Origin of the sequence: Variovorax sp. CF313 (genome assembly GCF_000282635.1) — a bacterium.
Lineage (GTDB): Bacteria > Pseudomonadota > Gammaproteobacteria > Burkholderiales > Burkholderiaceae_C > Variovorax.
On the sequence record NZ_AKIW01000023.1, the window covers coordinates 87,271 to 106,784 of the forward strand.

The window sequence follows — 19,514 nt, forward strand, 5'->3', positions numbered from 1 at the left end:
GAATACCACCATGCGACAAGACAAACTCACCACCAAATTTCAGGAAGCGCTGGGCGACGCCCAGACGCTCGCACTGGGCAACGACAACGCCTACATCGAGCCGGCCCACCTGCTGCTCGCGATGCTGCGCCAGGACGACGGCCCGCGCGCGCTGCTGGAGCGTGCCGGCGTCAACGTCCCTGGCCTGACGCAGGCGGCCGAGGCCGCCATCAAGAAGCTGCCGCAGGTGCAGGGCCACGACATCGTGCAGGTCGGCCCCGAGCTCGGCAAGCTGCTTCAGGCCACCGAAAAGGAAGCCCTCAAACGCAATGACCAGTTCATCGCCGGCGAACTCTTCCTGCTGGCGCTGGCCGACAGCAAGGCCGACGTCGGCAAGATCGCGAAGGAAAACGGCCTGAGCCGCAAGTCGCTCGAATCGGCCATCGACGCCGTGCGCGGCGGGCAGGGCGTGAACAGCGCCGATGCCGAAGGCCAGCGCGAAGCCCTCAAGAAATACTGCCTCGACCTCACCGAGCGCGCCCGCCTGGGCAAGCTCGATCCGGTCATCGGCCGCGACGAGGAAATCCGCCGCGCCATCCAGGTGCTGCAGCGCCGCACCAAGAACAACCCCGTGCTCATCGGCGAACCCGGCGTGGGCAAGACCGCCATCGTCGAAGGCCTCGCGCAGCGCATCGTCGCGGGCGAAGTGCCCGAGTCGCTCAAGGGCAAGCGCGTGCTGTCGCTCGACATGGCCGCGCTGCTGGCGGGCGCCAAGTTCCGCGGCGAGTTCGAGGAACGCCTGAAGACCGTGCTCAACGAGCTCGCGAAGGACGAAGGCCAGACCATCGTCTTCATCGACGAGCTGCACACCATGGTCGGCGCCGGCAAGGCCGAAGGTGCCATGGACGCAGGCAACATGCTCAAGCCCGCGCTCGCGCGCGGCGAGCTGCACTGCGTGGGTGCCACCACGCTCGACGAATACCGCAAGTACATCGAGAAGGACGCCGCGCTGGAGCGCCGCTTCCAGAAGATCATCGTGGGCGAGCCCAGCGTGGAAGCCACCATCGCCATCCTGCGCGGCCTGCAGGAGAAGTACGAAGTGCACCACGGCGTTCAGATCACCGACCCGGCCATCGTGGCCGCGGCCGAGCTGTCCGACCGCTACATCACCGACCGCTTCCTGCCCGACAAGGCCATCGACCTGATCGACGAGGCCGCGGCCAAGATCAAGATCGAGATGGACTCCAAGCCAGAGGTCATGGACCGCCTCGACCGCCGGCTGATCCAGCTGCAGATCGAGCGCGAAGCCGTGCGTCGCGAGAAGGATGAGGCCTCGCAGAAGCGCCTCGGCCTGATCGAAGGCGAGATCGAGAAGCTGCAGAAGGAAATCGCCGACTACGACGAGATCTGGCAGGCCGAGAAGGCCCAGGCCCAAGGCAGCGCGCAGGTGCGCGAGGACGTGGACAAGATCAAGTTCCAGATCGAGGAATGGAAGCGCAAGGGCGACTTCAACAAGGTCGCCGAGTTGCAATACGGCCAGCTGCCCGCGCTCGAAAAGCGCCTGAAGGAAGCCGAGGCCAGCGAGGCGAGCAAAGGCAAGTCCAGCGCGCCCACGCTGCTGCGCACCCAGGTCGGCTCCGAAGAGATCGCCGAGGTCGTGGCGCGCGCCACCGGCATTCCGGTCGCCAAGCTGATGCAGGGCGAGCGCGACAAGCTGCTCGTGATGGAAGACAAGCTGCACGAGCGCGTGGTCGGCCAGGACGAGGCCATCGGCGCGGTCGCCAACGCGATCCGCCGCTCGCGCTCGGGCCTGTCCGATCCGAACCGCCCGACCGGCTCGTTCCTGTTCCTCGGCCCCACGGGCGTGGGCAAGACCGAGCTGTGCAAGGCGCTGGCGGGCTTCCTGTTCGACAGCGAGGACCACCTGATCCGCATCGACATGAGCGAGTTCATGGAGAAGCACTCGGTCGCCCGCCTGATCGGTGCGCCGCCGGGCTACGTGGGCTACGAGGAGGGCGGCTACCTCACGGAAGCCGTGCGCCGCAAGCCCTACAGCGTGGTGCTGCTCGACGAAGTCGAAAAGGCCCACCCCGACGTGTTCAACGTGCTGCTGCAGGTGCTCGACGATGGGCGCCTGACCGACGGCCAGGGCCGCACGGTGGACTTCAAGAACACCGTGATCGTGATGACGAGCAACATCGGCTCGCCCATCATCCAGGCCATGGTGGGCAAGCCCTCGGAAGAGATCAAGGAAGCGGTGTGGGACGAGCTGAAGAACTACTTCCGCCCCGAGTTCCTGAACCGCATCGACGAGACGGTCGTGTTCCATGCGCTCGACGCGAAGAACATCGAATCGATCGCTGCGATCCAGCTCAAGGTGTTGCAGGCGCGGCTCGCGAAGATGGACCTGGGGCTGGAAGTGTCGCCGGCGGCGCTGGCGGAGATCGCCAAGGTCGGCTTCGACCCGGTGTTCGGTGCGCGGCCCCTGAAGCGCGCGATCCAGCAGCGCATCGAGAACCCGCTGTCGAAGCTGCTGCTGGACGGCAGCTTTGGGCCGAAGGACACGATCGAGGTCACGACCGATCCGATCCGGTCGCCCGGACAGTTCTCCTTCGGCAAGGCAGGGGAACCAACGGCGGCCGCTTCGGCCTAAAGTCGGATGATGAATTTCATTTTTCGCGTCATTCTTCTGCTTCTGGGACTGGTCTTCGCGGCCAGCCTGGCCGTGGCGGTCATGCTGCTGGCGGCCGTGTGGGGTGTGCGCTACGCCTGGGGGCGTCTCACGGGCAAGCCCGTGACGCCCTGGGTCATGCGTTTCAACCCGCGCTCGGGCTTCGATAAATTTCGCCATGCGGCACCGCCGGCCGAGCCGACGGCCGCCGACGTGGCCAATGCGCGGGCGCGTGGCGAATCGGTGGAGCGCCCGGTGCGTATTCGCGGCAGCGCCAGCGACGTGACCGACGTGGCGCCGAAGCCGGTTTCGCGCGGCTGAGGCCCCGGTGTTCCCGGCGTGACCACCCGTCGCGCCGTTCGCCGTCAGAATCGTCCTCCTGCCGCCGCCGCTGACCGCGGCTTTCGCTTTCATCCAGGAGAGACATTCCATGACCCAACGCGACATCTTCGTGGTCGGCACCGCCCGCACCGCCATCGGCACCTTCGGCGGCGCGCTGAAGGACGTGCCCAACACCCAGCTGGCCACCACCGCCGTCAAGGCCGCCATCGAGCGCAGCGGCGTGGCCGCCGATGCCATCGGCCATGTGGTGATGGGCAACGTGATTCCCACCGACGTGAAGGATGCGTACCTGAGCCGCGTGGCTGCCATCGACGCAGGCTGCCCGATCGAGACGCCGGCCTTCAACGTGAATCGCCTCTGCGGCTCGGGCTTGCAGGCCATCGTGTCGGCGGCCCAGGCCATCGCGCTGGGCGACTGTGACATCGCCATCGGCGGCGGTTCGGAGTCGATGAGCCGCGGCCCGTACTTCGACACATCGGCCCGTTATGGCGCCCGCATGGGCGACGCGGTGCTGGTCGACTACATGCTGGGCATCCTGCACGACCCGTGGGAGAAGATCCACATGGGCATCACCGCCGAGAACGTGGCCGCGCGCTACGGCATCACGCGCGAGCAGATGGACGAACTGGCCGTGACCAGCCAGCAGCGCGCGGCGGCCGCCATCGCGGCGGGCCGCTTCAAGGAGCAGATCGTTCCGGTCGAGGTGAAGACGCGCAAGGGCGTCTTGCTGTTCGACACCGACGAGCACGTGCGCGCCGACACCACCGTCGAGGCGCTGTCGAAGATGAAGCCCGCGTTCAAGAAGGACGGCCTCGTGACCGCTGGCAATGCCTCGGGCATCAACGACGGCGCCGCTGCCGTGGTGCTGGCCGAAGGCGGTCGCGTGAAGGCGCTGGGCCTGAAGCCGCTGGCGCGGCTGGTGGGCTATGCGCATGCGGGCGTCGAGCCCGCGTACATGGGCATCGGCCCGGTGCCGGCCACGCGCAAGGTGCTGGAGCGCACGGGCCTGAAGGTGGGCGACTTCGACGTGATCGAGTCGAACGAAGCTTTTGCGGCGCAGGCCTGCGCCGTCATCAAGGAGCTGGGCTTCGACGCGGCCAAGGTGAACCCGAACGGCTCGGGCATTTCGCTGGGCCACCCCGTCGGTGCGACCGGCGCGATCATCACGACGAAGGCGATTGCCGAGCTGCACCGCACCGGCGGCCGCTATGCACTGGTCACGATGTGCATCGGCGGCGGCCAGGGCATCGCGGCCGTGTTCGAACGCGTTTGAAGGCACACTCGCGCGCATGTTCCACCCACCCCTCCTGATCGACCCCGACGAAGTCGAGATCAGCGCCATCCGGGCGCAGGGCGCGGGCGGGCAGAACGTCAACAAGGTGTCGAGCGCGGTGCACCTGCGCTACGACATCCATGCGAGCTCGCTGCCGGCCGACGTGAAGGAGCGTCTGCTCGCGCTGCGCGACAGCCGCATCACGCAGGAAGGCGTGTTCGTGCTCAAGGCGCAGCAGCACCGCACGCGGGAGATGAACCGCGCCGATGCGCTCACGCGCCTGCAGGCGGTGGTCGACAGCGTGGCCATGCCGCCGCGCGTGCGGCGCGCCACCAAGCCGACCTATGGTTCGAAGCAGCGCCGCCTCGAGGGCAAGAGCCAGCGTTCGCAGATCAAGAGCCTGCGCGGGCCGGTACGCGACTGAGCGCGCATTCGGCTGAACTCGTCTGATCTGAGGCGAATTGAGTGCAAAAGGCCCTGCTGTACGGGTCTGAAACATCTCCCAAGCAGAATCGCGGTCATGAGAAGGTTCTTTTCGCGCGCCGTGTTGGCTGTGCTCCTGCTGGCGCCGGCCGCGGCACTCCTGACCGGCTGCGGTCCGGGGACAGCGGCGATGCAGGGCACGAGCACGGCCGCGGCCCCTGAACTCAAGTGGGAAGAGCTGATTCCCAAGAGCTGGGACCCGACCAGTCGCTACCGCAACATCAGCCTCGAAGCGCTGCGCGACAACGATCCGCGCGCGATCCAGATGCTCGACGAGATGCGTGCTGTCTGGGACAACGCTCCGGTCAACGTGGCGCTCGACGGCAAGGCGGCCAAGCTCGCGGGCTTCGTCGTGCCGCTCGACGCTGCGCAGGACGGCATTCGCGAATTCCTGCTGGTGCCGTATTTCGGCGCCTGCATCCACACGCCGCCGCCGCCCGCCAACCAGATCGTGCACGTGATCGCGCCTGCCGCCGTGAAGGGCCTGCACGCGATGGACACGGCGTACGTCAGCGGCACACTGAAGGCGGCGCGCTACTCGTCGGCAGACATGGGCGTGAGCGGCTACGAGATCAAGTCGGCGTCCGTGGAGCGCTTCGTCGCGAAGCAGGCGCAGTAAGCAGCGCCGCCGCTTGCGCACTCAGGCCATGCGCTGCGACAGGAAATCCAGGAACGAAGTGATGCGCGCCGACAGCTGCGTGTTGCGGTAGTACACCGCGTTGACCGGCTGGCGCACGTCCGCCGTGTCCTTTGCCAGCACCTGCACCAGCGCGCCGCTTGTGCGGTCGGCACCGGTCATGAAGTCCGACAGGCAGACGACGCCCACGCCGGCCAGCGCCAACTGGCGCAGCGTTTCGCCGCTCGATGCCATCAGCGTCGGCGCGATGTTCCATTCGTCGCCATGCACGCCGCGCAGGGGCCAGCGGTTCAGCGACTCGGGTTGGGTGAAGCCCAGCAGCACGTGTTCGGCGAGGTCGCTTACCTTGCGCGGCTTGCCGTGTGCCTCGAGGTACGCAGGGCTCGCGAGCACGCGCAGGCGGTGCGTGCCGAGCGGGCGCGCATGCAGCGTGGAGTCGCGCAGCGGGCCGATCCGGATCGCGATGTCGGTGCGGCGCTCCAGCAGGTCGATGGGCAGGTCGTCTGTGTCGAGCTCGAGGCTGATCTGCGGGTAGAGCTTTCGAAACTCCGGCACCAGCGGCACGATGGCGTGCAGCATGAAGGGCGAGGCCGCGTTCACGCGCAGGCGCCCGGCCGGCTGCTGGCGGCGCGCGGCCATCTGCTCTTCGGCGTCGTCGATCGCGTCGAGGATGGCGCGCGTGCGCTGCAGGAAGGCCGCGCCTTCCTCCGTGAGTTCGAGCCGCCGCGTCGTGCGGCGCAGCAGCGTGGTGTCGAGCTTCTGTTCGAGCCGGCTCAAGGCGCGGCTGATGCCCGAGACCGTTTGCGCCAACTGTTCGGACGCGGCCGTGATCGAGCCAGTGTCCACCACCGTGCGGAACGCGACCAGTTCTTCGATGGTGGACTTCATGGGCGCTGGCGGGTCAGGCGGCGGCTTCCTGTTCCTCGGACTCGTCGATGCGCGGCATCAGCGCCGCGAGCGCCTCGCCGTCGGTGCGGTAGCTGAACAGCATCGGCCCCGGCGCCAGCAGGCCGGCGCGCTCCAGCACCTGCATCGCGGGCAGCTTGAGGCCGCTCAGGTGCAGGCGGATGCCCTTGGCTTCCATCATCCGGCGGATCGAGCCGAACACTTCGGCGCCGGTGATGTCGATGCGATTGATGGGCTGCGCGAACAGGCACACGTCGGTGAGATCGGGCCGCTCGGCCAGCGCCACCGTGAGCGCGCGTTCGAGCGTGGAGGCCGAGGCGAAGTCGAGTTCGGCGTCCATGCGCAGTGCATAGAGCTGCGGCGCCAGCGGCGGCAGCTTCCAGAGGTTGCGGTCGCGCAGGCTGCCGTCGGGGTGCAGGCCCACCTCGATGATGCGCGGATGCAGGTGGCGGTACATGTAGTGCGCCATGCTCGCCAGCAGGCCACCGAGCACGCCCCAGTAGATGCTCGGTGCGGTCGCGATGGTCAGCACGAAAGTGCCGAAGGCAATGCCGGCCTCGATGCGCGAGATGCGCCACAGCGCCGTGAAACTCGCGGGCTTCACCAGCCCCAGGATGGCCGTGACCACCACCGCCGCCAGCACTGCCTGCGGCACGTGGTACAGCAGCGGCATCAGCCACAGCAGCGCACCGGCTACCACTGCCACGCTGAACAGCGTGGCCCAGCCGGTCTGCGCGCCCGCATAGAGCGTGATGGCCGAGCGCGAGAACGACGAACTGGTGGGAAACCCGCCCGTGAAGCCCGAGGCCAGCTTGGCGAGGCCCTGGCCGATCAGATCCTGGTTTTCGTTCCACAGCGTGCCGGCGCGCGCGTTGTCGACCTTGGCGCTCGACGCGGTTTCGAGGAAGCTCACGAGCGTGATCATCAACGCCGGCAGCACCAGCGCGCTGAAGGTACTCATGGGTAGCAGGCCGGGCCAGTAAAGCGAGGGCAGGCCCGAAGGCAGGCTGCCCACCACCGCACCGCCGCGCAGCGCGTAGTCGACGAGCCAGCTGATGGCGGCCGCGCCGGCCACCAGCGCCATGGTGGTCGGAAAGCGCGGCAGCAGGCGCTTGCCCAGCCACAGCACCGCGATGCTGCCGAGCCCGAAGGCAATGGCCACGAGGTCGGGCAGCGGGCCGCCGCGCAGCACCTGCGCAATGGTCCGCCCCGTGAAGCCCAGCAGCGCCGGCAGCTGCGAGATGGCGATCAGCACCGCCGCGCCTTGCGTGAAGCCGATGAGCACCGGCGAATTGACCAGCCGCAGCAGCCAGCCGAAGCGCCCCGCGCCCAGCACGATCTGGATGGCGCCCGACATCAGCGTGAGCCACACCGCCATCGCCACCCATTCGGCGCTGCCTGCCACCGCCAGCGGCGCGAGCGAGGCGCCGACCAGCAGGCTGGTGAGCGCCGTGGGCCCGACCGACAGCCGCTGCGACGAACTGAACATCACCGCGATCAGCGCGGGGAACAGGGCCGCGTACACCCCCGTCACCAGCGGCATGCCCGCCAGCGCCGCATACGCCACGCCTTGCGGGATCACCATCAGCGCCACAGTGATGCCGGCCATCGCCTCGTTGCGCAGCAGCGCGGCGGAAGGGCGCGGCCAGGCGAAGCAGGGAACCCAGCGAGAGAGGCGCTGGCGCAGGGAAGGAGAGGTTGTAGCCGGATTCATGAATGACGGATGGCACGCGCAACGGCGCTGGAATGCTGCGCTGGCACAGGGAGCTTACGCGGCCAGTCGGGGGATGCCGCGGAACCGGCTTTGCCGGGCCGCTGGCATTGCCCCCGGGGAGGGGGTGTGCGAAGCGACACGCAGTGCGCGAAGCATGGGGGTGTCTAGATGAGCGAGGTCGCGTTCTTGAGCACGTAGTCGCAGGCCTTGGTCTTGACCTTTGACGACAAGAGCTTGAAGTTCAGCGACTTGCCGTCGCCACCTTTCAGCAGGCCCTTGGCGCCGTTCGCGAAGCCGGTCTCCTGCTGCTTCTGACCGGTGATCTTGGCGAGCAGCTTGTCTTTCACCGAGGCCGCGTCGCCGCCCAGGTAGTTGTTCTTGACGCAGTACTGCAGCACACCGGCCGCGTTGCCGACGGTGCTGGAGCCGATGGCGGGCATCTTGAAGCCGAGGTTGCCGAGCGAGGAGCCGCTGCCACCTTGCGAATTGGCGCTGGCGGCCTCGCCGGCTTTCTCCTTCAGCTGGTCGAACAGGTCGTTGGCATGTGCCGAAATGCCCGCGGCGAGCAGGGCAAGGGCGATGAAGGTGGAGCGGGCGTGCACGGGGAGCCTCCTGTAGGTCTGTATGGTGGAAAGCGGCCACCAGCATACCGGAGACCTTGGGGGCCGCAGCCCATCGGCGTGCACCGGCCTACTTCGAGCGTGGAGCGCGTTTTTCCAGCAAGGGCGTGCTGGTGCCCTGCACTCCCACCAGGCCCAGCACGGTCACCAGCGAGTTCTGTGCACCCTTCCAGCCGTCGGTCACGTCGATCCACTCGGACAGCGCGTGGAAGCCGCCGGTCTTGCCGCCGCCGCCGATGATGATGGCGGGGATGCCCAGCGACATAGGCACGTTCGCGTCGGTGCTCGCGCCGCTCAGCAGCGTCTTGTGGCCGAAGGCGCTGTTCGCGCGCGTGGCGGCCTCGACGATCACGGTGTCCGATTGCGTGCGGCCGCCCGGACGGTCGCCGATGAGCTTGGCGCTCACGCTCAGCGTGTTGACGTTCCAGCGCTTGTTTTCCTCGACCACGGCTTCGTCGATGGCCGTGAGGATCTTCTTTTCGGTCTCCAGCAGCGGTGCCATTTCGTCGGAGCGGATGTCGACCGCCATGCGCGCATCCGGCGCGATGGTGTTGACCGAGGTCCCGCCGCCCACGGTGCCGACGGTGAAGGTCGTCTTCGGGAAGCTCGGCGTGCGGATCTCGGCGATCTTCGCGATGGCGCGGCCCATGCCGTGGATGGCGCTGGGCACCTGGCCGAAGGCGCCGTAGCTGTGGCCGCCCGGGCCCTTGAAGCTCACTTCGTAGCGGTGGCTGCCGGTGCCCAGCATCAGCACCGTGCCGTCGGGCGCGGGCTCGAGGCCGACCATACCGTCGATGTCGAGGTTGTCCCGGAAGACGGCCTTGATGCCGCGCAGGTTGCCGAGCTCTTCCTCGCCGACGTTGCCGACGAACAGCAGGTCGCCCACGGTCTGGACCTTGTTGTCGTTGAGCACCTTGAGCCACGACAGCAGCACGGCGAGCCCGCGCGTGTCGTCGGAGATACCGGGCGCGTAGAGCTTGCCGTCGCGCTCCTTCACCTTCACGTCGGTGCCGGCGGGGAACACCGTGTCGAGGTGCGCGGAGATCAGCAGCTTCGGCCCGTTGCCCGTACCCTTGCGCAGGCCGACCACGTTGCCTTCGGCGTCGATCTTCGCGTCCGCCAGGCCGAGGGCCTTCATGCGCGCGAGAAAGGCTTCGGCGCGCTTCTGTTCCTTGAATGGCGGCGCCTCGATCTCGGTGAGCATCTTCAGGTCTTCGACCGAGCGCTCGTGGTCGGCCCTGACCGCGTCGAGCAGCTTCTGGATGGCGGGCGATGCCATCAACTGCGTGTAGGCCTTGTCGACTTCGGGGCGCACCTGCGTCGGCGTGGCCGCGACGGCGCCGGTCTGGGCATGCGCGAGGCCTGCGGCCGTGGAGGCCAGGGCGAGGACGAGCGGGGCGAGGCGAAGTGACATGGGGCGGGGCATGGTCGGGATGTCCTTGGGAGTGAAGCCGGGTTGGCGACGCCGGCGCGGCGTCGCCGACGATTCTTATGGCTGTGTTAGCCACGCGCTCTGGTTTAATCTTTGGCGTTGTCAGTTTTTCTAACGAGGCTCGCCATGCGCCGCCACATCCCCAGCACCCGCGCGCTGCTGATCTTCGACGCGGTGGCGCGCCACCATGGCGTGGGCAAGGCTGCGGAGGAGTTGTGTCTCACGCACAGCGCGGTGAGCCAGCAGCTGCGCCTGCTGGAGTCGCAGATCGGTGTGCGGCTGGTGCAGCGCACGGCGCGCGGCACCGAGCTGACCGAGGCCGGGCGGCGCTATCACGGCCAGGTTTCGGGCGACCTGCTGCGGCTGCAGAACCACACGCTCGAAGCCATGGCGCAGCGTGCCGACGGCCTGCGCCTGCTGGTGGGCGCGGTGCCGGTGCTGGCCGAGGGCTGGCTGACGCCGCGGCTGCCGGAGTTCATCGCCCGGCACCCGGGCTGCAGCCTGCACCTGCAGGTGTTCCCGACGCATCTCTACATGGAGGACATGCCCTTCGACGTGGGCGTGCAGTACGACGATGCGGTCTGGCCCGGCGCGAATGCGCTGCCGTTGATGGGCGAGTCCTGCGTTGCGGTGTGCTCGCCGAAAGCGAAGGGGCGCCCGGCGATGGCGCGCGGTGACTTCCGCTCGGTGCCGTTGCTGCAGCTGCGCACGCGCATGGGCGCGTGGGAGGAATGGTTCGGGCAGACGGCGCATGCGCGGCCGCCCGAGAACCTGGTGGCGGGGCATCGCTTCGATCTGTTCTCTTCGCTCGTTGCCGCAGTGCGTGCCGACCTGGGCGTGGGGCTGGTGCCCGAGTATTTCGTCGAGCGTGAACTGCGCTCGGGCGAACTGCTGCTGGCCTGCCCGCACAGGGCGCCGTCGAGCCGGGGCTACAGCGTGTTCGTGGCGCCGAGCCGCACGGACGATCCGCTGGTCGGCGCTTTCGTGGAATGGCTCTGCGCGGCGGCTGCCTAGGCGCGGCGAAAGAGCAGCACGGAGTTCGTGCCGCCGAAGGCGAACGAATTGCTGATGGCGGCCTCGAGCAAGGGCGTCGCTGATTCGTTCGGCGTCACGAGGTTCAGGCTGCAGTCCGGATCGATCTCGCGGCAGTTTGCATTGGGCGGCAGCTGCCGCTGGTGCAGCGCCAGCACGGTGACGAGCGCTTCGATCGCGCCCGCCGCGCCGAGCATGTGGCCGTGCAGCGCCTTGGTCGAGCTCACGCGCAGCGCGTCGAGATGGTCGCCCCACACATCGGCCAGCGCATTGCGCTCGACCACGTCGCCGATGCGCGTGGCCGTGCCGTGTGCATTGCAGTAGCCCACGTCGCGCGGCTGCAGGCCGGCCTGGCGCAGTGCGGCGCGCAGTGCGCGGGCCTGTCCCGGGGCGTCGGGCTTGGTGAGATGGGTGGCGTCGCTGCTCAGGCCCCAGCCGGCCAGCGTGGCGTAGCGGCGGGCGCCGCGGGCGCGTGCGCGCTCGGCGGATTCGAGAATCAGGAAGGCCGCGCCCTCGCCGAGCGCGAAGCCGCTGCGGTCGGTGGCGAAGGGCCGCACCGCGCCGGCCGCTTCGCCGGGCTGGAAGGTGGCCAGCGTCTGCATGGCCTGCCAGGCCACGACCACGCCCGGCACGATCAGCGCTTCGCTGCCGCCGGCAATGGCGACGTCGACCTCGCCACGCTGCACGGCCTTGGCCGCTTCGGCGATCGCAGCCGAAGAAGAGGCACAGGCGACGGAGTAGGTGAGCACCGGTCCCTGCACGCCTTGGCGCATCGCCACATGGGCGGCCGGCGCATTGGGCATGAAGGCGGGAATCGTGAGAGGCGACACGCGGCCGTTGCCGCGGTAGGCCGCTTCGAGCGCCGCGGCGCCGCCCATGCCGCAGCCGGCAAAGACGCCCACGCGCTCGGGATCGGTGTCGGCGATGCCGAGGCCCGCGTCGCGCATCGCCATGTCGGCGGCGGCCACGGCCAGCTGGCTCACGCGGTCGACGCCTGCGAGCTGCAGCTTGGTGAACCAGCGGGTTTCATCGAAGGCCGCGGTGGCCGCGGCGGCCGGCTTGGGTAGATCCGGAAAGACCGGCTGGATGGCCGAGCGGCCTTGCAGCAGGGCCTGGAACAACGTGTCGGGCTCGCCGCCATGCGGCGCCATGACGCCCAGCCCGGTGACGGCGACCTCGTGGTTCACGCGGTTTTGGCGGCCCGGACCTTGTCGACCAGCAGCGCGAGTTCGGCCAGGGTGTCGATGCTCGCGTCCTCGTCGGGCATGGTGATGCCGAAGTGGTCTTCGATGGCGAACAGAAATTCCGCGAGGGCGAGTGAATCGAGCCCGCCGGTTTCCCGCATCGAAGCGTGGGGGTCGAGCTTCGACGGTTCGATGCCGTACTTCTCGTGGATCAGGTCCTGCAATTCCTTCAGCGAACTCATCGTGCAATGCCTGTCGTCATGTGCCGCTGATCGATTGCCACCCTGTGCGGGTGCCATTGAATCGATCCCTTCCTCGTCGGCCAGTGGTGAGTGTGGTCAGTGAGCGTCGATGATATCCGCTCCCACGCGAGGGACATCCCCTCGCAAACGCGGTTTCGGCCGCCAGCGCAGAGAGGGCAGTGCGAAGGCCATGCCTAGCAGCGCGCCGGCCGCCACGTCAAGCGCCACGTGCTGCTTGACCGCCAGCGTCGAGTAGGCAATGGCGGCGAACCAGGTCCAGTTCAGCACGCGCCACAGGGCCGGCGTGCGCGCTTCGCGCAACACATGCTCGATGCGGATGGCGGTGAAGATGGCCACGGCCACATGCATCGAGGGGCAGGCGTTGCCCGCCGCGTCCACGCCCTGCAGCATCGCGAAGCCAGGGTAGCCTGCGGCGTCGATGGCCATGGGCGGGATCTGGGTCGGCCAGAAGTAGAAGAGGCCCAGGCCCGTGATGCAGAGTGCGCCGATCCACAGTCCGTAGACCACCAGTTCCCGGAACGTGAGCTGCAGGCCCGGCGCGACGCCCACATATACCCAGAGCGAAAGGTACGCGCCCAGCGTGTAGGGCTGGAACGGGACCAGGTGGTCCAGCGGCGTCAGCGGCATCACCGCGATCGGAAAGGCCGGGTTGCGCAGCAGGTGGAAATAGCCGATGAAGAACAGCCACGTGAAGACCGTGGTGCCGACCGCCTTCAGCAGGAAATGGCGGCGGATGCGCAGCCAGATCTCGGCGGTCCAGGTGGGTGGCCCGGTGTCGGGCGCCATGTGCAGAGGGATCGGTGAGTGCATGGTGTTGTCGGCCGCCGATCTTGCCAGAGCGCCATGACGATCCCCCGCAATGCCCCGCCGTGTCAGGTGGGGGCAGGGCGCTTGCGGTGCTGGAACGAAGTCGGGGAGCGGCCCGTGGCCGCCTTGAACATCGCGCAGAAGGCACTGTCGGTGGCATAGCCGCTGGCGGCAGCCACCTGGCTCACGGCCATGCCGCGTGCCAGCAGCGGCAGCGCATGCGCCATCACGGCCTGCTGGCGCCATTGCTGCCAGCTCATACCGAGCTGGTCGCGAAACAGGCGCGCCACCGTGCGCTCGCTGGCGCCGATGGTGGCGGCGCGTTCGGCCAGCGTGGCACGGTCGGCCGGGTTGCGCAGCAGCGCCTCGCAAAGCTGGCGCAGGCGCTTGTCGGTGGGCAGCGGCACGTCGATGCGGATCTGCGTGGCGCGCTCCACTTCGTCGATCAGCAGCGGCGCGATCATGCGTTCGCGCTGCGGTGCATGCGGGTCGGACGGCGGCAGGCCGTCGGGCGTGGTGTCGAGCGCGAGCATCAGCGCGCGCAGCAGCGGGCTGATTTCGAGCACCTCGCATTTTTCCCAGGTGGGGGCGATCCAGGCGTGCAGGTAGACGGTGCGCAGCTCGGCGTCCTCGATCAGCGTGATGCTGTGCGGCATGTTGGCCGGCACCCAGAGCGCGCGCGAGGGCGGCACGATGTAGCTGCCGTCCTGCGTGCTCAGGCGGATCACGCCGCGGGTGGAGAAAGTGAGCTGTGGCCACGGATGCTCGTGCAGCTCGACCAGCGTGTCCGCGCTCAGGAAGTGCTCCTTGGCGCGCAGCGGACGCACCGCGTCCGGAGCGTAGAGGTGCGGCGTGAGAGAGGCGACGCTGGTGATCGGGGCAGGGGCTGCGCCGCGCGGCCTGGCGGGCACGGTGCTCCTGGAGGTGGGTGAGGCGGCGCTTGGCATGGTTTCGACAAATGTTGTCGCTGTATCGCCATTCTGCCGCGTCCCCGGCGCATAGCATCGGTCCCTGCCCCGTTTTTTTGTAGCAATCCATGTCTTCCACTTCGTCAACGACCGCCGCTTCTCCTCCCAACACGACCCTGCGCACCGACGCCAAGCTGATCGGACTCGTCGGTCTGGCCCACGCGGTCAGCCATTTCAGCCAGCTCATCCTGGCGCCGCTGTTCCCGTGGCTCAAGGACGCGTTCAACGTGAGCTATGTCGAATTGGGCGCGGTGCTCACGGTGTTCTTCGTGGTTTCGTGCATGGTGCAGGCGGCCTCGGGCTTCATCGTCGACAAGCTGGGCCCGCGGCCGGTGCTGTTCGTCGGATTGGGCGCGCTGGGCCTGGCGGCTTTCGGCTACGCCGCGGCACAGAGCTACTGGATGCTGCTGGTGTGCGCGGTGGTCGGCGGCATCGGCAACGGCGTGTTCCATCCGGTGGACTACACGCTGTTCAACCGCAAGGTCGCGCCGACGCGGCTGGGCCACGCCTACAGCGTGCATGGCATCACCGGCAGCCTGGGCTGGGCGCTGGCGCCGGCCTTCGTCGTGCCGATCGCCATCGCGTACTCGTGGCGCGTGGCGCTGGCCTCGGCGGGTGTCGTGGCGCTCGTGGTGTTGCTGGTGCTGTGGGCGTACCGCAGCGTGCTGTCGCTCGACGCGGCGGCCGTGCACAAGGCCACGGGGCAGGGCGAGCCCGCGCCGGTCGGCGGCGAGTTCGACTTCCTGCGCATTCCTGCTGTGTGGATGTGCTTCGGTTTCTTCTTCTTCTATGCCGCCGTGATCAGCGTGGTGCAGACCTTCGCGCCGGTGGCCGCCGGGCACCTGCATGCGGTGCCGGTGGCGCTGGTGGCGGTGTGCCTCACGGTCTACATGGTCGCGAGCGCGGCGGGCATGGTGGTAGGGGGCTTCCTGGCTTCCGATCCGTCGCGCTGCGAGCGCATCGTGGGCGCGGGCTTCGGCATTGCGGCCGCACTGGCGCTGGTGCTGGCGTTTGCGAGCTTTCCGCCGATCGTGGTGCCGGTGCTGTTCGGCGCCATGGGTTTTGTCTCGGGCGTCGCCGGGCCGTCGCGCGACCTGCTGGTGAAGAGGTCGACGCCGCCCAATGCGACGGGGCGCGTCTACGGCGTGGTGTATGCGGGGCTCGACATCGGGCAGGCCCTGGCGCCGCTGGTGTTCGGGCGGCTGATGGACCATGGGCAGTACACGAGCGTGATCGTGGGGCTGGCGCTGGTGCAGGGGGTGCTGATTGCCAGCGCGTTCAATGTGCGCCGCGTGCGGCGTACCGTGCTGGTGCCGGTCTCGGCCTGAGTCGCGCTCTCCTGGTTGAAGTGCGGTCGATATCATCGGCCGCATGCAAGCCTTGTACGTCTACGTGATCGCCGGAGCCGTGCTGGCGGGCTTCGTGCAGGGCCTGTCGGGCTTCGCGTTCGGGCTGGTGGCGATGTCGGTCTGGGCGTGGACGCTGGAGCCGCAGCTCGCGGCAGTGCTTGCGCTTTTCGGGGCGCTCACGGGGCAGGTGATCGCGGCCGTGACCGTGCGGCGTTCTTTCGACAGGAACATTCTCTGGCCCTTCGTGTTGGGCGGGCTGGTGGGAGTGCCGTTCGGTGTCTGGCTGCTGCCGCACCTCGACCTCGTCGTTTTCAAGCTATGCCTCGGCGTGCTGCTGGTGCTGTGGTGCCCGGCGATGCTGATGTCGCAGCATCTGCCGAAGGTTTCGTTCGGTGGGCGTGCGGCTGATGGAGTGGCCGGCGCCATCGGTGGTGCGATGGCGGGCATCGGTGGGTTCTCGGGGGCCATACCCACGCTCTGGTGCACGCTGCGCGGCTTTCAGCGCGACACGCAGCGCGCAGTGATCCAGAACTTCAATCTGTCGATGCTGATGGTGGCGTTTGCCGTGCATGTGTTCAGCGGGAGCATCGAGCGCTCCGTGGTGCCGCTGCTGGGCCTGGTCGCGTTGGCCGTCGCGGTGCCGGTCCTGCTCGGTGCGCGGCTGTATATCGGGATCAGCGAGGTGGCGTTCCGCAAGCTGGTGCTCGGGTTGCTGACAGCTTCGGGAGTGGCCATGCTGGCTTCGTCCGTGCCCGCCCTGTTGCAGCGGGGATAAGCCTGTGCTCGGGGAAGGTACTCACCGGGGCAGCGCCAGGGCAAACGGCAGGCTCACGACACCCAGCAAGGTGGACAGCGTCACCAGCCCCGCCACATAGGGCCCGTTGTAGCCCATGCGCGCAGCCAGCACATAAGCACTCGAAGCCGTAGGTACAGCCGAAAAAGCCATCAGCACCGAAGCCTGGGTCGCATCCAGCCGCAATGCCAGCGCCAGCCCCCATGCGACCAGCGGCAGCAGCAGATGCCGTATCGCCAGCACCGAAGTGGCCAGCACCTTGCCTGCCCCCAGCGTGGAGAACTTCATTCCCGCCCCTGCGGCCAGCAGTCCCAATGCCAGCGATGCAGCCCCGATGCGCGTCAGCGTCGGCGTCGCCCATGTCGGCACGGCAAGGCCCAGCACATTCGCGAGCAGGCCAGCCACCGTTGCGACGATCAGCGGGTTGCGCACGAGCTGCCGCACGAATCCGGTCTGCGCATGCCGTGTCATCGGCCACACGGCGGCGATGTTGAAGATGGGCACGCAAACGCCGATGAGCACCGCGATCAGCAGCAGGCCTTCAGACCCCGCCAGCCGCTCCGCCAGCGCAAGGCAGATGAACGAGTTGAAGCGGAAGGCGATCTGTGCGCTGGCCGCGTGGTCGCGCCGGTCGATGTGCGTGCGCAGGCCCGGAACGAAGGGCAGGGCGTAGGCCAACGCGATGCCGCAGACACCGACGCCGACGCCCGCCGTGAGCAGGCTCGACGTGGCACCAAAATCCAGCGGACTGCGCACGATCGAGTGGAACAGCAGCACGGGAAAAAGAAAGTAGTAAACCAGGCTCTCGACCTGGTCCCACACGCGGCGGTCGAGGGCGGTGTAGCGGCACAGGAGCCAACCGATGGCGATGAGGGAGAAGTCGGGGAAAAGCAGCTGAGCGTAATTCACCGCTTCGAGGATAAACCCGCTTGACCATGGGTAATCCACAGCACGAGGACTGCCCCTGAGCCGCTAGCATCCGGGCTTCGTTTTTCGACATCAATCAGATCAAGGAGTTTTCGATGCAACGTCGTCAATGGAGCACGCTGGTGGGAGCTGCGGCACTGGTCGCGGTGGCGGGCCAGAGCTTTGCACAGGGCTATCCGAACAAGCCTGTCGAGCTGAGCGTTCCGTTCGCACCGGGCGGCACGACGGACATCGTGGCGCGCGTGATCTCCGACCCGCTGGGCAAGGTGCTCGGCCAGCCGGTGGTGGTGATCAACCGCGCCGGTGGCGGCGGCATCGTCGGCGCGGCCGAAACGGCGCGCGCGACGCCCGACGGCTACAAGCTCGGCGTTGCCACGGTGTCGAGCACGGCGGCCAACCCGGCCATCAACCCCAAGGTGCCGTACGACCCGATCAACGACTTCACGCCGATCATCAACATCGCGGCCACGCCGAACATCATCGCGGTCAACCCGAGCTTCCCCGCCAAGAACTACGCCGAGTTCGTGGCCGAGATCAAGAAGAATCCCGGCAAGTATTCGTACGCCTCGTCGGGCACGGGCGGTATCGGCCACCTGCTGATGGAGCTGTACAAGAGCCTGACCAACACCTTCATCACGCACATCCCGTACCGCGGCGCGGGTCCGGCGCTGAACGACGTGGTGGCCGGCCAGGTGCCGATCATGTTCGATAACATCCCCTCGGCCATGCCCTTCATCACCAGCGGCCGGCTGATCCCGATCGTGGTGTCGGCGCCGCAGCGCCTGGCCGCGCTGCCGAACGTGCCGACCTTCAAGGAAGTGGGCCTGGAGCCGGTGAATCGCATGGCCTACTACGGCATCCTCGGCCCGAAGGGCCTGCCGAAGGAAGTGGTCGACAAGATCAGCGCCGGCGTGAAGAAGGCGGTGGAAGACCCGGCCGTGCGCAAGCGCATCGAGGACACGGGCTCGCTGATCGTCGCCAACACGCCGGAGCAGTTCGCCGCGCAGATCAAGGCCGAGTACGAGGTCTACAAGCAGGTCGTGAAGAAGCAGAACCTGAAGCTCGACTGAAGATTTTTTTCCCGCACCCCGAAGCCGCCCGCATGCCGGGCGGCTTTTTCTTTTGTTATCTTGCACGGCATGACCGAGGCCTCTCCGCAGATACAGACGCAGACATCCGATATCGACGACTTCATCGACGCGCTCTGGCTGGAAGACGGCCTGTCGAAGAACACGCTGGCCGCCTACCGCCGCGACCTCGCGCTGTTCGCGCAGTGGCTCGATGCGCAGCGCAACGGTGCCGGGCTCGATGCCGCGAAAGAGACCGACCTGCAAGCCTACATGGGTGCACGCCTGTCGACCAAGGGCAAGGCCACTTCGGCCAATCGCCGGCTCACGGTGTTCAAGCGTTACTACCGTTGGGCGCTGCGCGAGCGCCGTGTCGTGGCGGACCCGAGCATCCGGCTTGCGCCAGCGCGGCAGATGCCGCGCGCCATCAAGACGCTGTCGGAAAAACAGGTCGACGACCTGCTGGCCGCGCCCGACGTCGAATCGCCGCTCGGCCTGCGTGACCGCGCGATGCTCGAGCTGATGTACGCGAGCGGCCTGCGCGTGAGTGAACTGGTGGCGCTCAAGGCCATTGACATGAGCCTCAACGACGGCGTGCTGCGTGTGCTGGGCAAAGGCAACAAGGAACGGCTCGTGCCCTTCGGCGGCGAGGCGCGGCGCTGGATCGAGCGCTATCTCGAGGAGTCGCGCCCCCTCATCCTCGACGGGCAACAGACGTCCGACCTGTTCGTGACCGCACGCGGCGCCGGCATGACGCGCGTGATGTTCTGGATCATCGTGAAGAAGCACGCCACCGCGGCGGGCATCCACGTGCCGCTGTCGCCGCACACGCTGCGCCATGCCTTTGCCACGCACCTGCTGAACCACGGGGTCGACCTGCGCGCGGTGCAGTTGCTGCTGGGCCATGCCGACATCTCGACCACCACCATCTACACCCACGTGGCGCGCGAGCGGCTGAAGCAATTGCACGCGCAGCATCATCCGCGCGGCTGAGCGCACCACACAAGCCCGCGGCCCGGCAATGCGATGACGCTGGCGCGCCTGCTTCAACATCGCTGATTCGCCAG

General features: G+C 67.9%; 19 protein-coding genes. 10 read left to right on the forward strand and 9 right to left on the reverse strand.

Annotated elements, in window-relative coordinates; genetic code table 11:
• The first annotated feature begins 10 nt into the window (after positions 1 to 10).
• From clpB to PMI12_RS07865, 5 genes are all read left to right on the forward strand, one after another.
• Positions 11 to 2,632 carry an ATP-dependent chaperone ClpB gene (gene clpB / locus PMI12_RS07845; protein WP_007830828.1) on the forward strand — a complete coding sequence of 874 codons (2,622 nt, stop codon included), beginning with the start codon at positions 11 to 13 and terminating at the stop codon, positions 2,630 to 2,632.
• Between the two features lie 9 nt (positions 2,633 to 2,641).
• Positions 2,642 to 2,971, forward strand: a complete 330-nt coding sequence (locus PMI12_RS07850; RefSeq protein WP_237726056.1) for a hypothetical protein — start codon at positions 2,642 to 2,644, stop codon at positions 2,969 to 2,971.
• Positions 2,972 to 3,080: 109 nt separating this feature from the next.
• Entirely contained in the window at positions 3,081 to 4,265 is a 1,185-nt protein-coding gene (locus tag PMI12_RS07855; protein WP_007830833.1) for an acetyl-CoA C-acyltransferase family protein, read from the forward strand.
• 16 nt (positions 4,266 to 4,281) lie between these two features.
• A complete protein-coding gene (arfB, locus tag PMI12_RS07860) occupies positions 4,282 to 4,689 on the forward strand; it encodes an alternative ribosome rescue aminoacyl-tRNA hydrolase ArfB (RefSeq protein ID WP_007830835.1) in 408 nt (135 codons plus the stop codon).
• Between the two features lie 96 nt (positions 4,690 to 4,785).
• Positions 4,786 to 5,367, forward strand: a complete 582-nt coding sequence (locus tag PMI12_RS07865; protein WP_007830837.1) for a DUF3299 domain-containing protein — start codon at positions 4,786 to 4,788, stop codon at positions 5,365 to 5,367.
• 21 nt (positions 5,368 to 5,388) lie between these two features.
• On the opposite strand, the gene PMI12_RS07870 is transcribed toward PMI12_RS07865, so the two are convergent.
• The 4 genes from PMI12_RS07870 to PMI12_RS07885 form a co-directional block, all read right to left on the reverse strand.
• Positions 5,389 to 6,273 carry a LysR substrate-binding domain-containing protein gene (locus tag PMI12_RS07870; RefSeq protein WP_007830839.1) on the reverse strand — a complete coding sequence of 295 codons (885 nt, stop codon included), beginning with the start codon at positions 6,271 to 6,273 and terminating at the stop codon, positions 5,389 to 5,391.
• A gap of 13 nt (positions 6,274 to 6,286) precedes the next feature.
• Positions 6,287 to 8,005: a SulP family inorganic anion transporter gene (locus PMI12_RS07875; protein ID WP_007830840.1), complete on the reverse strand. Its 1,719-nt coding sequence runs from the start codon at positions 8,003 to 8,005 to the stop codon at positions 6,287 to 6,289.
• Positions 8,006 to 8,169: 164 nt separating this feature from the next.
• Entirely contained in the window at positions 8,170 to 8,607 is a 438-nt protein-coding gene (locus PMI12_RS07880) for a DUF2501 domain-containing protein (protein WP_007830841.1), read from the reverse strand.
• An 88-nt stretch (positions 8,608 to 8,695) separates the two neighbouring features.
• Positions 8,696 to 10,051, reverse strand: a complete 1,356-nt coding sequence (locus PMI12_RS07885; protein WP_007830843.1) for a M20/M25/M40 family metallo-hydrolase — start codon at positions 10,049 to 10,051, stop codon at positions 8,696 to 8,698.
• Positions 10,052 to 10,183: 132 nt separating this feature from the next.
• On the opposite strand from PMI12_RS07885, the gene PMI12_RS07890 reads away from it, so the two are divergent.
• Positions 10,184 to 11,071 carry a LysR substrate-binding domain-containing protein gene (locus tag PMI12_RS07890; protein WP_007830845.1) on the forward strand — a complete coding sequence of 296 codons (888 nt, stop codon included), beginning with the start codon at positions 10,184 to 10,186 and terminating at the stop codon, positions 11,069 to 11,071.
• Here PMI12_RS07890 and PMI12_RS07895 read toward each other — a convergent pair.
• The 4 genes from PMI12_RS07895 to PMI12_RS07910 form a co-directional block, all read right to left on the reverse strand.
• Positions 11,068 to 12,276, reverse strand: coding sequence for a beta-ketoacyl-[acyl-carrier-protein] synthase family protein (locus tag PMI12_RS07895; protein WP_007830848.1), 1,209 nt, complete (start codon positions 12,274 to 12,276; stop codon positions 11,068 to 11,070). The two genes, PMI12_RS07890 and PMI12_RS07895, sit on opposite strands and share 4 nt — an antisense overlap.
• Positions 12,273 to 12,515: an acyl carrier protein gene (locus PMI12_RS07900; RefSeq protein WP_007830850.1), complete on the reverse strand. Its 243-nt coding sequence runs from the start codon at positions 12,513 to 12,515 to the stop codon at positions 12,273 to 12,275. The genes PMI12_RS07895 and PMI12_RS07900 overlap by 4 nt, the downstream gene beginning before the upstream one ends.
• Positions 12,516 to 12,611: 96 nt before the next feature.
• Positions 12,612 to 13,346, reverse strand: coding sequence for a phosphatase PAP2 family protein (locus PMI12_RS07905; RefSeq protein ID WP_157632152.1), 735 nt, complete (start codon positions 13,344 to 13,346; stop codon positions 12,612 to 12,614).
• Between the two features lie 62 nt (positions 13,347 to 13,408).
• The gene (locus PMI12_RS07910; RefSeq protein ID WP_042673022.1) at positions 13,409 to 14,290 is read right to left on the reverse strand and encodes an AraC family transcriptional regulator; all 882 of its coding nucleotides are present in this window, start codon (positions 14,288 to 14,290) and stop codon (positions 13,409 to 13,411) included.
• 89 nt (positions 14,291 to 14,379) lie between these two features.
• On the opposite strand from PMI12_RS07910, the gene PMI12_RS07915 reads away from it, so the two are divergent.
• The gene (locus PMI12_RS07915; protein ID WP_007830857.1) at positions 14,380 to 15,639 is read left to right on the forward strand and encodes an MFS transporter; all 1,260 of its coding nucleotides are present in this window, start codon (positions 14,380 to 14,382) and stop codon (positions 15,637 to 15,639) included.
• A 43-nt stretch (positions 15,640 to 15,682) separates the two neighbouring features.
• Positions 15,683 to 16,435, forward strand: coding sequence for a sulfite exporter TauE/SafE family protein (locus PMI12_RS07920; RefSeq protein WP_007830858.1), 753 nt, complete (start codon positions 15,683 to 15,685; stop codon positions 16,433 to 16,435).
• Positions 16,436 to 16,456: 21 nt separating this feature from the next.
• Here the strand turns inward: PMI12_RS07920 and PMI12_RS07925 are convergent, their stop codons facing one another.
• Positions 16,457 to 17,374, reverse strand: coding sequence for an AEC family transporter (locus PMI12_RS07925; RefSeq protein ID WP_193386539.1), 918 nt, complete (start codon positions 17,372 to 17,374; stop codon positions 16,457 to 16,459).
• 101 nt (positions 17,375 to 17,475) lie between these two features.
• Between PMI12_RS07925 and PMI12_RS07930 the strand changes: the two genes are divergently transcribed.
• Together PMI12_RS07930 and xerD are read left to right on the forward strand one after the other, a co-directional pair.
• Positions 17,476 to 18,450 carry a tripartite tricarboxylate transporter substrate binding protein BugE gene (locus tag PMI12_RS07930; protein WP_007830864.1) on the forward strand — a complete coding sequence of 325 codons (975 nt, stop codon included), beginning with the start codon at positions 17,476 to 17,478 and terminating at the stop codon, positions 18,448 to 18,450.
• 69 nt (positions 18,451 to 18,519) lie between these two features.
• Positions 18,520 to 19,440, forward strand: coding sequence for a site-specific tyrosine recombinase XerD (xerD, locus tag PMI12_RS07935; protein WP_007830866.1), 921 nt, complete (start codon positions 18,520 to 18,522; stop codon positions 19,438 to 19,440).
• Positions 19,441 to 19,514 lie beyond the last annotated feature (74 nt).

What these genes read in the sequence shown, in the direction of transcription:
- clpB (WP_007830828.1), top strand. Translation starts at nt 11, where the DNA reads ATGCGACAAGACAAACTCACCACCAAATTTCAGGAAGCGCTGGGCGAC.
- PMI12_RS07850 (WP_237726056.1), top strand. Translation starts at nt 2,642, where the DNA reads ATGAATTTCATTTTTCGCGTCATTCTTCTGCTTCTGGGACTGGTCTTC.
- PMI12_RS07855 (WP_007830833.1), top strand. Translation starts at nt 3,081, where the DNA reads ATGACCCAACGCGACATCTTCGTGGTCGGCACCGCCCGCACCGCCATC.
- arfB (WP_007830835.1), top strand. Translation starts at nt 4,282, where the DNA reads ATGTTCCACCCACCCCTCCTGATCGACCCCGACGAAGTCGAGATCAGC.
- PMI12_RS07865 (WP_007830837.1), top strand. Translation starts at nt 4,786, where the DNA reads ATGAGAAGGTTCTTTTCGCGCGCCGTGTTGGCTGTGCTCCTGCTGGCG.
- PMI12_RS07870 (WP_007830839.1), bottom strand. Translation starts at nt 6,273, where the DNA reads ATGAAGTCCACCATCGAAGAACTGGTCGCGTTCCGCACGGTGGTGGAC.
- PMI12_RS07875 (WP_007830840.1), bottom strand. Translation starts at nt 8,005, where the DNA reads ATGAATCCGGCTACAACCTCTCCTTCCCTGCGCCAGCGCCTCTCTCGC.
- PMI12_RS07885 (WP_007830843.1), bottom strand. Translation starts at nt 10,051, where the DNA reads ATGCCCCGCCCCATGTCACTTCGCCTCGCCCCGCTCGTCCTCGCCCTG.
- PMI12_RS07890 (WP_007830845.1), top strand. Translation starts at nt 10,184, where the DNA reads ATGCGCCGCCACATCCCCAGCACCCGCGCGCTGCTGATCTTCGACGCG.
- PMI12_RS07900 (WP_007830850.1), bottom strand. Translation starts at nt 12,515, where the DNA reads ATGAGTTCGCTGAAGGAATTGCAGGACCTGATCCACGAGAAGTACGGC.
- PMI12_RS07905 (WP_157632152.1), bottom strand. Translation starts at nt 13,346, where the DNA reads ATGCACTCACCGATCCCTCTGCACATGGCGCCCGACACCGGGCCACCC.
- PMI12_RS07910 (WP_042673022.1), bottom strand. Translation starts at nt 14,290, where the DNA reads ATGCCAAGCGCCGCCTCACCCACCTCCAGGAGCACCGTGCCCGCCAGG.
- PMI12_RS07915 (WP_007830857.1), top strand. Translation starts at nt 14,380, where the DNA reads ATGTCTTCCACTTCGTCAACGACCGCCGCTTCTCCTCCCAACACGACC.
- PMI12_RS07920 (WP_007830858.1), top strand. Translation starts at nt 15,683, where the DNA reads ATGCAAGCCTTGTACGTCTACGTGATCGCCGGAGCCGTGCTGGCGGGC.
- PMI12_RS07930 (WP_007830864.1), top strand. Translation starts at nt 17,476, where the DNA reads ATGCAACGTCGTCAATGGAGCACGCTGGTGGGAGCTGCGGCACTGGTC.
- xerD (WP_007830866.1), top strand. Translation starts at nt 18,520, where the DNA reads ATGACCGAGGCCTCTCCGCAGATACAGACGCAGACATCCGATATCGAC.